General features: G+C 58.8%; 12 protein-coding genes. 6 read left to right on the top strand and 6 right to left on the bottom strand.

Features of this window, described 5'->3' with window-relative positions; all coding sequences use genetic code 11:
* Positions 1 to 36 precede the first annotated feature (36 nt).
* A complete protein-coding gene (locus WA225_RS09495; RefSeq protein ID WP_422607738.1) occupies positions 37 to 1,353 on the bottom strand; it encodes a nucleotide sugar dehydrogenase in 1,317 nt (438 codons plus the stop codon).
* 809 nt (positions 1,354 to 2,162) lie between these two features.
* A complete protein-coding gene (yaaA, locus tag WA225_RS09490; RefSeq protein WP_422607737.1) occupies positions 2,163 to 2,942 on the bottom strand; it encodes a peroxide stress protein YaaA in 780 nt (259 codons plus the stop codon).
* A gap of 320 nt (positions 2,943 to 3,262) precedes the next feature.
* On the opposite strand from yaaA, the gene WA225_RS09485 reads away from it, so the two are divergent.
* The 6 genes from WA225_RS09485 (at position 3,263) to WA225_RS09460 (ending at position 8,571) form a co-directional block, all read left to right on the top strand.
* Positions 3,263 to 4,387, top strand: coding sequence for a polysaccharide deacetylase family protein (locus WA225_RS09485; RefSeq protein ID WP_422607736.1), 1,125 nt, complete (start codon positions 3,263 to 3,265; stop codon positions 4,385 to 4,387).
* Positions 4,388 to 4,725: 338 nt separating this feature from the next.
* Positions 4,726 to 6,120, top strand: a complete 1,395-nt coding sequence (locus WA225_RS09480) for a PhoH family protein (RefSeq protein WP_397484068.1) — start codon at positions 4,726 to 4,728, stop codon at positions 6,118 to 6,120.
* Between the two features lie 240 nt (positions 6,121 to 6,360).
* Positions 6,361 to 6,834 (top strand): cyclic pyranopterin monophosphate synthase MoaC, encoded by a 474-nt coding sequence (gene moaC, locus WA225_RS09475; RefSeq protein WP_422607735.1) that lies wholly within the window; start codon positions 6,361 to 6,363, stop codon positions 6,832 to 6,834.
* On the top strand, positions 6,831 to 7,073 hold the full coding sequence (locus tag WA225_RS09470) for a MoaD/ThiS family protein (protein ID WP_422607734.1): 243 nt from the start codon (positions 6,831 to 6,833) through the stop codon (positions 7,071 to 7,073). Before moaC ends, WA225_RS09470 begins: the two co-directional genes overlap by 4 nt.
* A 3-nt stretch (positions 7,074 to 7,076) precedes the next feature.
* Entirely contained in the window at positions 7,077 to 7,529 is a 453-nt protein-coding gene (moaE, locus tag WA225_RS09465) for a molybdopterin synthase catalytic subunit MoaE (RefSeq protein WP_016771590.1), read from the top strand.
* A gap of 265 nt (positions 7,530 to 7,794) precedes the next feature.
* Complete coding sequence (locus WA225_RS09460; protein ID WP_422607733.1) at positions 7,795 to 8,571, top strand: ABC transporter substrate-binding protein; 777 nt, start codon at positions 7,795 to 7,797, stop codon at positions 8,569 to 8,571.
* Between the two features lie 106 nt (positions 8,572 to 8,677).
* On the opposite strand, the gene WA225_RS09455 is transcribed toward WA225_RS09460, so the two are convergent.
* The 4 genes from WA225_RS09455 to rhlB all read right to left on the bottom strand — a co-directional run bounded on the left by WA225_RS09455 (position 8,678) and on the right by rhlB (position 13,254).
* Positions 8,678 to 9,304, bottom strand: a complete 627-nt coding sequence (locus WA225_RS09455) for a helix-turn-helix transcriptional regulator (protein WP_102900621.1) — start codon at positions 9,302 to 9,304, stop codon at positions 8,678 to 8,680.
* A 93-nt stretch (positions 9,305 to 9,397) separates the two neighbouring features.
* Positions 9,398 to 10,525 (bottom strand): NAD(P)/FAD-dependent oxidoreductase, encoded by a 1,128-nt coding sequence (locus WA225_RS09450; protein ID WP_422607732.1) that lies wholly within the window; start codon positions 10,523 to 10,525, stop codon positions 9,398 to 9,400.
* A 156-nt stretch (positions 10,526 to 10,681) separates the two neighbouring features.
* Complete coding sequence (locus tag WA225_RS09445) at positions 10,682 to 11,638, bottom strand: ornithine cyclodeaminase family protein (RefSeq protein ID WP_422607731.1); 957 nt, start codon at positions 11,636 to 11,638, stop codon at positions 10,682 to 10,684.
* A 137-nt stretch (positions 11,639 to 11,775) separates the two neighbouring features.
* Entirely contained in the window at positions 11,776 to 13,254 is a 1,479-nt protein-coding gene (gene rhlB, locus WA225_RS09440) for an ATP-dependent RNA helicase RhlB (protein WP_422607730.1), read from the bottom strand.
* Between the last annotated feature and the right edge of the window lie 35 nt (positions 13,255 to 13,289).

Genomic DNA, 13,289 nt, shown 5'->3' with positions numbered 1-13,289 from the left:
AGTAATGCAGCTCGGAGCTTGTCGCTTAGGTCTGCATTACCAGCAGATACCCTCGGTGCGCGTACCGGCGTCGGTGGCTTTAGCCATGAAGCCGACCAGGTCGATGACCTGTTTGCCGTGCGGTGCTTGTTGAGCCAGCGCACGGAATTTCTCGTCGCGGTTACCGAGGATGATCACGTCGGAGTTGTCGATCACCGAGTCGAAGTCCGCGTTGAGCAGGGACGAGACGTGGGGGATTTTCGACTCGATGTAGTCTTTGTTCGCGCCGTGAACACGGGCGTACTCGACGTTGCTGTCGTAGATGCTCAGGTCGTAACCCTTGCCGATCAGCATCTCGGCCAGCTCAACCAATGGGCTTTCGCGCAGGTCGTCGGTGCCGGCCTTGAAGCTCAGGCCGAGCAGGGCGACTTTGCGTTTGTCGTGGCTTTCCACGATGTCGAAGGCGTTCTGCACTTGCGATTCGTTGCTGCGCATCAGCGAGTTGAGCAGCGGCGCTTCGACGTCCAGGGAGCCGGCGCGGTAGGTCAGGGCGCGCACGTCTTTGGGCAGGCACGAACCGCCGAAGGCGAAGCCCGGGCGCATGTAGTACTGGGACAGGTTGAGGGTCTTGTCCTGGCAGACCACTTCCATCACTTCACGGCCATCGACGCCGACGGCTTTGGCGATGTTGCCGATCTCGTTGGCGAAGGTCACTTTGGTCGCGTGCCAGACGTTGCAGGTGTACTTGATCATCTCGGCAACGGCGATGTCCTTGCGGATGATCGGTGCGTCGAGTTCCTCGTACAGCGATTGCAGTACGTCGCCCGACGCCTTGTCGAACTCGCCGATGACGGTCATCGGTGGCAGGTCGTAGTCGGCGATGGCGGTGGATTCACGCAGGAATTCAGGGTTGACCGCGACACCGAAGTCGACACCGGCCTTCTTGCCCGAGCAGTCTTCGAGAATCGGGATCACCACGTTGGCGACGGTGCCCGGCAACACGGTGCTGCGCACGACGATGGTGTGGCGGGTGGATTTTTCACGCAGGACAAAACCGATCTCGCGGCATACCGCCTCGATGTAGTTCAGTTCCAGGTCGCCGTTCTTTTTGCTCGGCGTGCCGACGCAGATCATCGACAGGTCGGTGTCGCGAATCGCCTCGGCGAAGTTGGTCGTGCCACGCAGACGACCGGTCTGGATACCCTGTTGCAGAAGTTCGCCCAGGCCCGGTTCAACAATCGGCGACTTGCCGGCGTTGATCATGTCGATCTTGTCTTTGGCAACATCGACGCCAACTACGTCATGGCCCCGTGCAGACAGGCAACCGGCACATACTGCGCCAACGTAACCCAAACCAAATATGCTGATGCGCATCGCAATTACCTCTGTATATATCAGGCCTTAGAGGGCCGGAGTTAATGGTGTTCAGCGTTCATTAGTGCACTCGAAAGTGCGGCACACAGGCGCCACAATGCCGTGTGCAGGCATACTAAGTTTCGAGTGTCTAAATAAGTGCACTCAAGATGTGCGCAACCAGGCCTTGTTGTTATGACTTGCCCTGTTATGCAGCCGATCTTCTTTGGAGAAGACGCTTGTGCAATCGTCTTGTACGCTTGATGCCAGGCGAAAGGCCCGTGGATCAAGCGGTTGGGTGCTCAGGCGAGCACGTTTATAGGGGCGCGGCCATGGCCATGTAGGGGATATTAATGGTGCGTATCTCCTGTCCATTTGTTTGTTTTGAGACTAGTTAGTCATCTAGGCAAGTTGCTGTGACAACTTGGTTACATGGCTATCTGCTCCGCGTAAGTTATCTCGTACAAACTCGGCGAGAATCGTTACCGGTGGTATGAGCTATGCATTCGGACGAAGTTCCTGGCCGCTCATCGCGAAAACTGAAATTTCTTGAAATATTGTCAGAGATGGCACTAGTCTCAATTTGATAGCACTTTCGTTTTCGACCTTTAATAACAGGCGGAAAATCACGTTAGATAGTTTTGTGCCACTACCGTGAAAAAAATCAGGTGCCACTACTGAAAAAAACGATCAGTGTCGAGTGAAACTAATCTTAGAAAAGGCAGGGATGAAAATCTGGCGCCAGTAAAATGGCGAAATGTGGCGAGGGTTTTTTGACATCGTGCGAGCTGCACGACTCTTTATAGAAAGAGTCGTGCATTGGGCATGCTTTATTCCGGGGCGTGGTCGCGCAAAAACACCAGATTGTCGGGTTTCGATTGCTCGGCGCTGTAGCGATAACCCTGCACGTCGAACTGCTTGAGCAGGGCCGGATCGTTGATTTTTTCCTGAATCACGAAACGGCTCATCAAGCCGCGAGCCTTCTTCGCGTAGAAACTGATGATCTTGTACTGGCCGTTTTTCTGGTCCTTGAACTCGGTGTTGATGATCCGCGCGTTCAGGGCCGTGCGTTTGACTGCCGAAAAGTACTCGTTGGACGCCAGGTTGAGCAGCACATCATCACCCTGCTCGGCCAGCGCTTCGTTCAGCCATTCGCTGATGCGCGTGCCCCAGAAGGCGTACAAGTCCTTGCCACGGGCGTTGGCCAGTTTGGTGCCCATTTCCAGGCGATACGGTTGCATCAGGTCGAGTGGGCGCAGCAGGCCATACAGGCCGGAGAGCATGCGCAGGTGTTTTTGCGCGTAGTCGAAACTGGCTTCGCTGAAGGATTGCGCGTCGAGACCGGTATAGACGTCGCCCTTGAACGCGAGCAGCGCTTGCTTGGCGTTTTCCGGGGTGAACGCGGGAGTCCAACTGCCGAAACGCGCGGCGTTGAGCCCACCGATCTTGTCGGACACGTGCATCAGCTCGCTGATCTGCGCCGGCGTCAGGTCGCGCAGTTGCTGGATCAGCTCCTGCGAGTGGTCGAGGTATTGCGGCTGGGTGAAGCGCTGGGTCGCCGGCGGTGTTTCGTAATCGAGGGTCTTGGCGGGGGAAATCACCATCAGCATGAAGTCGTCTCCTTTAATCGTGGGGGCGATTCTAGGGGGTTGTCCGGGTTGACTCCAGCTATCAAGCCCATAGCTGATCGACGGCTTGGCGATGATCGTTCCCACGCTCTGCGTGGGAATGCCGCCTGTGACGCTCCGCGTCACCGTCGAGCTGGACGCGGAGCGTCCGGGGAGGCGTTACCACGCAGAGCGTGGGAACGATCATCGCAATGATTCAATGAAGGCACAGGTAGGAGCTGCCGAAGGCTGCGATCTTTTGATCTTTCTTTTGATCCACCCGCGATATAGTGCCGCGCGGGTTTTGTTATGGAGACACCCCTTTGCGCATTGTTCTTTTATTCACCGCGTGGCTGTTGAGCTTGGGTGCCGTGGCGGCGCCGGGTGATGTGGCGACGCTGGATCGCAGCACCTGGCCGGAGCAGCTCAGCAGCCCGACCTTGTTTGACGTGGCCTCACGCGCGGAAATCCTCATGTTCGCCCGTGTTCTGCTGGGCACCGAGTCGATGGACGAGGCCGCTCTGGCTCAGCGCCTGGGCTTGCGCACGGTCAATATCGACGCGGTCAACGGTCTGCGCCAACGCCTCTGGCAGCGCCTGTTGGCCAACTACAACTACGCCCAGCAAAGCTGCGATCAGGATGCGTCGTTCTGCTTCCTCGTCGAAGACCTGCCGACATTGCGTGAGCAAGCCGCCAAGTTTGTGGTCAGCGACGACAGCTATTACACCAAGTGGGCCGAGCCGAGCCGGATCTTCCATGTGCAGTATCTCGACGAGTTGTTGCGCAAGGCGGCACTGTCACCGCAAACCAGCAACGAATTCGATCGTTTCGGCGACTACGAGCGCAACGGCGACGAGATGCACGACCGGCTGTTTCTGCTGACCTTCGACAGTGCGGCGAACCTGCAACCGGACAACACCGGTTGGCTCACCGAATACCTGCGCAAGGCGAATCTGAGTGGCACGTTCTTTGTGTTGGGCAAGGATATTCAGGCACGTCTGACCGATCGTTCGGTCAGCAGCCTGCAAGCCGAGTTCTCGAAACAGTGCGTGGGTGTGCAGGGCTGGGAGTTCCGCTCGCACAGCCACTGGCAGGACTGGCAGGATTCGGTGCGGCGCAGCGCCGATCTGGTGAAGAACAAATTGCCGGAAAACTACGTGCCGTTGTTCCGTCCGCCGGAAGGGCAGCGTCGCAGCGACGCGCAGGGCTTCTTCAACTCTCAGGGCCTGCAAGTGGCGCTGTGGGACATCGATGCCCAGGACAGCGCCGGCAAACTCAAGGGCGCGCCGAGCGCGCAGCGGGTGCTGACCCTGATGCTGTTATGGCGCCACGGGGTGATCAATTTCAACATGAAGCAGGATGCGGTGAAGACCTCGTTGCCGTGGTTGATCACGCAAACTGCGCAGAGCGGCATCGGTTGGGAAGACTGCCAGGACGCATTTCGCTGAGAAACGCTAAAAGCCCGGAAACATTGGGCTTGGGGTGATTTTTTCAAGGAATTTGCTGCAGGTGGACTTCCGACTCTAACGGTGTCGTGGGAGTCCGCCAAGGGCTATTCGTCACTTTGCAAAATAAACTTAAAAAAACCTTCAAAGTGCTTTTTTATGTCATGGGTTTTGGAGTATTACGAAGACAGACCGCCGAAACCTGCAACACAGGTGGCGTCTTCCAAGACCCGTTTGTTTTGCAGTCACTTGAATCTCCGCAGGTGAGATTTCGGCAGTCACTTCGAGGCGCAGCACCGCCAAGGTATTGCGTCTACTGGCTCTGACATAGGTGACCGAGTATGGATGATCACGGACGTAGCCCTTCCTCCAACCAGCCAATCCTGTATGTACTCGATACCAACGTATTGATTCACGATCCAAACGCCCTGCTGAATTTCGAAGAACACCACGTCGCCATCCCGATGACCGTGCTTGAAGAGCTGGACAAGCTCAAGAGCGGGCATCACAGCGTGGCCGCTGAATGCCGCCAGGCCATCCGGCTGATCGACAAGACCCTGGGCGATGCGTCCCCGGAAGACGTCGAACTGGGTGTGCCGATCCAGCGCGGCAAGGGCGGGCCGAAGGGCTTGCTGTCAATTCTGATGAGCAAGCAGGCTGAATCGAACCTGATTCTGCCCGAACACCTGAACGACAACAAAATCATCAACCAACTGATCGATCTGCACACCCGCGACCCGAAAAAGCCTGTGGTGCTGGTCACCAAAGACATCAACATGCGCCTCAAGGCGCGCGCCTGCGGTATCGACGCCGAGGATTACAGCACCGACCAACTGGTCGACGACGTGTCGCTGCTGCCCAACGGCTACCACAACATGACCGGCTCCTTCTGGGACCGCGTGAGCAAGGTCGAAACCCGTCAGGACCACGGCCGCACCTGGCATCAGGTGCAACTGATCGACAACTTGCCGGCGGTGCACATCAACGAATTCATCATTGATGAACAGGGCTTCGTCGGCTGGATCAAGGAGATCGAAGAAGACCGCCTGCTGATTCTCGACCTGCATCAGGAGCCGCTGCTGCACCAGGAAGCGTGGGGCCTTAAACCGCGCGACATTTATCAAAGTCTGGCGCTGTACGCACTGCTCGACCCGGACATTCATCTGGTCAATCTCTCCGGTGCCGCCGGCTCCGGTAAAACCATTCTGGCGCTGGCCGCTGCCATCGAGCAGACCATGGTCAGCAAACGTTATCGCCGCATCATTGCCACCCGCAGCGTGCAGGGCCTGGACCAGGAAATCGGTTTTCTGCCCGGCACCGAAGCGGAAAAAATGGAGCCGTGGCTGGGCGCCATTACCGACAACCTCGAAGCGTTGCACATGGATGACGAAAACACCCATGGCAGCGTCGACTACATCCTCAGCAAAGTGCCGTTGCAGTTCAAATCGCTCAACTACATTCGCGGTCGCAGCTTCCAGCAGAGCCTGATCTTGATCGACGAATGTCAGAACCTCACGCCGCACCAGATGAAAACCATCATCACCCGTGCCGGCGCCGGTTCCAAAGTGGTGTGCCTGGGCAACCTCGCACAGATCGACACCCCTTACCTGTCCGCGACCAGCTCCGGGCTGACCTACCTGACCGAACGCTTCAAGGATTTCCCCAACGGTGTGCACATCACCCTGCAAGGGGTGCCTCGCTCGATTCTGGCTGAATACGCCGAAACCCATCTGTAACCCTTCACCCAAAACCGGGCGGCCCAACAGCCGCCCGGTTTTTTTATGCCTGGACACAAATCCAAATGTGGGAGCGAGCTTGCTCGCGAATGCGGTATGCCAGTCACCATAGATGTAGCCTGATGCACCGCCTTCGCGAGCAAGCTCGCTCCCACAGGGTGCAACGGTGATTTCATAATCAGTGATGCAGAAATTTGACCCGCAGGTTTACAATCCACGCTCCTGATCAGGAGTAATCCCGTGCTGACTCATCTCGATTCCCAAGGTCGCGCCAATATGGTCGACGTCACTGAAAAAGCCGTGACGTTCCGTGAAGCGACGGCCCAGGCGCTGGTGCGCATGCTCCCCGAAACACTGCAGATGATCGTCAGCGGCGGCCATCCCAAGGGTGACGTGTTTGCCGTGGCGCGCATCGCCGGCATTCAAGCGGCGAAGAAAACCAGCGATCTGATTCCCCTGTGCCACCCGCTGATGCTTACCGGCGTCAAAGTCGAACTCAGTGCCGAAGGCGAAGACGCCGTGCGCATCGTTGCCCGTTGCAAGTTGTCCGGGCAGACCGGCGTCGAGATGGAAGCGCTGACCGCTGCCAGCGTCGCCGCCCTGACCATTTATGACATGTGCAAAGCCGTCGACCGCGGCATGATCATCGAAAGCGTGCGTCTGCTGGAGAAAGTCGGTGGCAAGAGCGGGCACTTTCAGGCGGAGCAGCCATGAACCTGACCGTGAGGTTTTTTGCCCGTTACCGTGAAGCGCTGGGCGTCGATTCGGTAACGGTTGAGGGCGATTTCGCCACCGTCGACGACGTGCGGGCATTGTTGGCACAACGCGATGGCGCGGAAGTGTTGAGCGAGCAGAACCTGATGTGCGCACGCAACGAAGACCTCTGCCAGCTCGACGAGCCAGTGGTCGATGGCGACGAAGTAGCGTTTTTCCCCACCGTGACCGGAGGCTGAGCCATGGCGATTCGCGTGCAGGCCACGCCGTTCGATCCGGGCGCTGAAGTCAACGCGATGCACGCGGCCAATGTCGGTGTCGGCGCGGTGGTGAGTTTTGTCGGCTACGTGCGCGACTTCAATGATGGCCTGGATGTGGCGGGGATGTTCCTCGAACACTATCCGGGCATGACCGAAAAAGCCCTCGGCAAGATTGCCGTCGAAGCGGAACAGCGCTGGCCGTTGCTGAAACTGGAAGTGCTGCACCGCATCGGCGCGCTGGAGCCGGGTGAACCGATTGTGTTTGTCGGCGCCGCCAGCGCCCATCGTCAGGCCGCATTCGATGCCTGTGCCTTCGTCATGGATTACCTGAAAACCCGTGCGCCGTTCTGGAAGAAAGAAAACACCAGTGATGGCCCGCGTTGGGTTGAGGGGCGGGACAGTGATCATGCAGCGGCGGATCGCTGGAAAAAGTAATTCCTGTAGCGCCCTTTAGTCAGTCATCGCTGGCAAGCCAGCTCCCTCAGGTATCAGTGGTGTACAAAAAATCTGTGCACGACGCAAAACACTGTGGGAGCTGGCTTGCCAGCGATGAGGCCATCTGCAACACCCCAAATCTCTCTTTTCTTTAATTGACGATATGTACGTGCGAGTCCAATATGGATTTATAAGTACAAAAAAGCATCTCCCTCCATTTCAGCTCTTTCTTGCCAAACCAACAACAACCCGCGAGAGAACGAACATGAAGAAACTCCCCCTCATCACCGGTCTGGCCTTCAGCCTGTTGTCCTGCGCCAGCGTATTCGCCGCCGAGCAAACCCTGCGCATCGGTATCGAAGCCGCTTACCCACCTTTCGCCTCGAAAACCGACAAGGGCGAAATCGTCGGTTTCGACTACGACATCGGCAACGCCCTGTGCGCGCAGATGAAGGTCAAGTGTGTGTGGGTCGAAGGTGAGTTCGACGGTCTGATCCCTTCGCTGAAAGTGAAGAAGATCGACATGGCACTGTCGTCGATGACCATCAACGAAGACCGCAAGAAGTCGGTGGATTTCACCCACAAGTACTACTTCACCTCGTCGCGGCTGGTGATGAAAGAAGGCGCTACGGTGGACGATCAATACGCCAGTCTCAAAGGCAAGAACGTCGGCGTGCAGCGCGCGACCACCACCGATCGTTATGCCACTGAGGTATTCGAACCGAAGGGCATCAACGTCAAGCGCTACAGCAACAACGAAGAGATTTACATGGACCTGGCGGCTGGTCGGCTGGATGCGATTTTTGCCGACACCATCCCGTTGAATGACTTTCTGTCGATGCCACGTGGTAAGGGTTATGCGTTTGTCGGGCCTGAGTTGAAGGATCCGAAGTACGTGGGTGAGGGCGCCGGGATCGCGGTACGCAAGGGCAATGCCGAATTGGTCAGCCAGTTGAATGGCGCCATTGATGGCATTCGCGCGAGTGGCGAATATCAGAAGATTTCCGAGAAGTATTTCAAGTCCGATATCTACGGCGACTGATAGTCCGCTATCGCTGGCAAGCCAGCTCCCACAAGGATTTGCGGCGTACACAAAACCTGTGGGAGCTGGCTTGCCAGCGATGGGGCCGGATCAATCACCGCAAATCTCAGCCCTTCAATTCCTTCAGATGTTTGTACACCGTCGCCCGCCCCATGTTCAGCACATTGGCCACATAGTTCGAGGCACTCTTGCCCTTGAACGCGCCCTCGGCGTGCAGCGCCAGCACCAGTTCGCGTTTGTGATCGCGGGTCAGCAGATTCAGGCTTAACTGCCGCTCGCGCAGCCAGGCGTGGAGGAAGGTGTTGATGCGTTCCTGCCAGTCATCGCGAAACAGTGAGTCCGGTTGCGGGATCAGTTTGCTCGGCGACAGGAACAGGTCCAGCGCTGCCTTGGCGTTCTCGAACAGCGAAATGTTCAAGTTGATGCACAGCACCGCCAGCGGCAGACCTTCGCTGTCGCGCAGGACGCTGCTCAGGCTGCGAATCTTCTGACCGTCCCAATTGAGCTTTTCGTACGGGCCGATGTTCCTGTCGCTGACATCCTCGCTGAGCATGTCTTCCAGTGAGGAGTCGTCGCCGATTTCACGCTTGGACAGGTTGTTGGCGATGTAGTCGACCTTCTGTGTGCGCAGGTCGTGCAGCACCACTTCGGCGTGGGGAAAGAACAGCGTGGCGATGGCGTCGGCGATGGCGCGGAAGTTATCCAGCGCCGGGTCGAATTCGGGGGCGGTCATGACAGTGGAGCTCCAGGCAGCGTCAGCGCCCCCTTGATCAGGAGGCGCTGCGAGTGTGCCGCAATCCGTTGGGCGCGTCATCCCAACGGGCATTCAAGCGAGGCGGGCAGGGGAGAGCATGGCGCTGCTCAGGCCGAAGTTGCGCAAGTGCTCGGGCAGAGGTTCGCCACGTACCAGGGCCGCGCTGGCCTGGCCCATCGCCGGCGAAGTCTGAATGCCGTAACCGCCCTGCGCCGCGACCCAGAACAGCCCCGGCACCTGCTGATCGAAACCGCTGAGCAAATCACCGTCGGCAACGAAACTGCGCAGACCGGCCCAGGTGCGGGTCGGCCGGCGGATGGTCAGCGTGGTGGCTTCTTCGATCTGGTAAATGCCCATGGCGATGTCCAGTTCTTCCGGTTGCACATCGTGAGGTTCGACCGGGTCGGCGTTGGCGGGGGAGCCGAGAAACATGCCGGCGTCGGGCTTCATATAGAAGGACTCATCGAGGCTGACCAGCATCGGCCAGTGATGAATATCGACGCCTTCGGGGCCGGCGAAGATAAACGCGGCGCGACGTTTCGGTTGCAGGCCCAGCGGTTTGGCGCCGGCCAGGACACCGATCTTGTCGGCCCAGGCGCCGGCGGCGTTGATGATCACTGGCGCGCTGAAGGTCTGGCCGTTGGTTTGAACCTGCCAGAGACCGTCGCCATCACGGTTGAGGCCGAGCACTTCGCAATCGGTATGCACTTCGCCGTTGTTGCGGCGGATGCCGCGCAGGTAGCCTTGATGCAAGGCGTCGGTGTCAATGTCGCTGGCGCTCGGGTCGTAGATCGCACCGTGGACTTTTTCCCGGCGCAGGATCGGCAGTCGCGCACAGGCTTCGTCGGCGCTGAGCAGTTGCATCTCCGGCACCGTGGCTTTGGCGCTGAGGTATTGGTTGTTGAGTTCGGCGGCGTCACCGCTGAAGTCGACGGTCATTTCGCCGCGCGGGGTCAGCAGCGGGTGTTCGCAGAAACCGCTGGGCGGGTTGTCGAAAAACGCCCGGCTGGCTTGGGTCAGTGCACGTACTTGCGGTGTGCCGTAGGCGGCGGTGAACAGCGCGGCGGAGCGCCCGGTGGAGTGATAAGCCGGGTGCGATTCACGTTCGAGCACGATGACTTTGCCGTGCCGCGATAGCCAGAAACCGGTGGAAGCGCCGGCAATCCCGCCGCCGATGATGATGAAATCTGCCTGGCTCATGAAGGTCTCCTGATGTTCAAAATATGAAAGTACGCGCAACCCTTGTGGGAGCGAGCTTGCTCGCGAAAGCGATCTATCAGTGAACGCATTCGGTGAATGTCAGACAGCATTCGTCGGAACGCCGCCCGGAGCAAGCTCGCTCCCACAGGGATTGCATCAGGCTTGATTCTGGTGATGGAGGAGATAAACCGCATTGGCCAGGGCGATGTCTTCCAGGCCCAGGCCGATTGAGCGGAAGAACACGTGACGATCGTAACCCGGGCGCTGGACCTTCTCGCTGAGCAGATCCGCCAGGTCGCCGACAATCGAATCCTGGCTCCAGCCATGCTGTTCACTGGCAATCAACATCTCACCCGCCGAGCCCGGCGTGGTCAGACGATAGTCGCAGAACACCTGCATGTCGTTGAGACTCTGCGGCGGCACTTCGTGGGCGCGTGGGGCGTTGGTGCTGATTGAAGTGATCAGCGCCGGTTTGCTCAGCGCAGCAGGATCAATCACCGGACCGGCTGACGAGGTGCAGAGCATGATCACGTCGGCCTCGGCGATGGCCGCTTCGTGGCTGTCGGCGATCTTCAAATTGGGCGTGATGGCTTTCAACAGTGCCTGGGTTTGCGCGTCGGCGCACAGGCTTGGCGAATACAGGTTGATGCTGTGCCAGTCACGCAGCGATTTCACGTAGTGCAGATGCGCTTGGGCAACTTTGCCGCTGCCAATGATCGCCAGTCGTGTTGCATTCAACGGCGCTAGGGCGTCGACCGCCACGGCCGTGGTCGCGGCGGTGCGCGCGGTGGTCAGTTCACCGGCATCGCAGAGCAGCAGCGGCTGGCCGGTTTTCATCGACATCAATAAGGTCCATGCCGTCACCAGCGCACCTTGCTCGCGAACGATGTACGGCGAAGTCTTTACGCCGTACACGCCGTCTTCAGCCAGCACACCCAGATAATTGATGAAGTCGCCGGCGCCCTGCGGGAATTCCACCAGTTGCTGCGCCGGCTGCACGGCGTGGCCGGCCGCAAGATCCCGGAACAGCTTGCGCAGAATCTGCGGCACATCAATGCGCGCCAGCAGTTCGCGGGCCTGAGCTTGGTCAAGCACGTGGGGCGTATTGGACATGTCCGGCTCCGAAGGTGAAATATAAACTTATTTGTCCATTATGGACTTTTAGTTTTATCGGGCAAGCACCTGATGAAAATCCGCGCGAAAAAAAAGCGCAGTCCGTTGCCGGCTGCGCTTTTTCTGTTAAACGTCGCTTATTGCGGACGCTTGCGCTCTACCGCACGCAACAAGTGCGTCGGTGGCGTTTCACAACTGATCTTGCGACCGAGCTTTTCTTCGATGGACGGCAACTGATAAGAGTCGTCTTCCCCGGCGAAGCTGATCGACACGCCATCAGCGCCCGCGCGACCGGTACGGCCGATGCGGTGCACGTAATCGTCCGGCACTTCCGGCAGGGTGAAGTTGATCACGTGGCTGATACCGTCGATGTGGATGCCGCGACCGGCCACATCGGTGGCGACCAGTACGCGAATCTTGCCTTCGCGGAAACCTTCCAGCGTCTTGATGCGCTTGTGTTGCGGCACGTCGCCCGACAACTGCGCAGCGTTCACACCGTCGCGCACCAGGCGCTCTTCGATGCGGCGCACTTCGTCCTTGCGGTTGGCGAAGACCATCACCCGCTCCCAGCCATTATCGTTGACCAGGTTGTAGAGCAATTTGTACTTGTCGGCAGCCGCCACCGCGTAGATGTGTTGCTCGACGTTTTCGCTGGCGACGTTGGTGACTTCGATCTCGACGATCGACGGATCGGTCGTCCATTGCTTGGCGAGGTTCATCACGTCTTCGGTGAAGGTCGCGGAGAACAGCAAGGTCTGACGCTCGGACTTCGGTGGGGTCTGGCGAATGATCTGGCGTACTTGCGGGATGAAACCCATGTCGAGCATGCGGTCGGCTTCGTCCAGCACCATCACTTCGACCATGTCCAGGTGCACGTCGCCACGCTGGTTGAAATCGAGCAGGCGACCCGGGGTGGCGACGAGAATGTCGCAGTGGCGCGCTTCGAGGTGCTTGAGCTGCTTGTCGAAGTCCATGCCGCCGACGAACGTCATGACGTTGAGGCCGGTGTACTTGGTCAGGTCAGCGGCGTCCTTGGCGATCTGCACCACCAGCTCACGGGTCGGCGCGATGATCAGCGCACGGGGTTCGCCCATGTAGCGTTCTTTCGGCGGCGGCGTTTGCAGCAGCTGGGTGATGATCGAGATCAGGAACGCGGCGGTTTTGCCGGTACCGGTCTGCGCGCGGCCGATGGCGTCTTTGCCGGCGAGGGTGAAGCCCAGCACCTGCGCCTGGATCGGCGTGCAATACGGGAAGCCCAGGTCCTGAATGGCGTGCATCAGTTCTGGCGACAGCTTGAAATCGTGGAAGCGGGTTTTGCCTTCCTGTGGCTCGACGACGAAGTCTTCGAGTTTCCATGGAATGACCGGTGCCTTGGGCTTCGGTTCGCGGCGAGGTTTGGCCGGTTTCGGCGCTTCGCTCTGCGCAGGCTCGGCGGCGATTGGCTCGGCCGGTGCGGGTTTCGGTTGCTGTTTCGGTGCCGCTACGGGAGCGGGGCGGTCGGCCTGTGGGGCATCGGTGCGATGACCGGGGGCGTGCGACGGCGCACTGGGAACTGGCGCGAGCTGCTCAGCCTCGCTTTTACCGAACATCTTCTTGAGTGCTTCGAGCACGGTCATCTCATCAATTGATTAAGGAATGTACGCCGGCCAGT

This window comes from Pseudomonas sp. (assembly GCF_049300855.1).
In the GTDB taxonomy this organism is placed as follows: domain Bacteria; phylum Pseudomonadota; class Gammaproteobacteria; order Pseudomonadales; family Pseudomonadaceae; genus Aquipseudomonas.
Note: the sequence above shows the minus strand (reverse complement) of the source record. Positions and strands in the feature narration are given on the sequence as shown.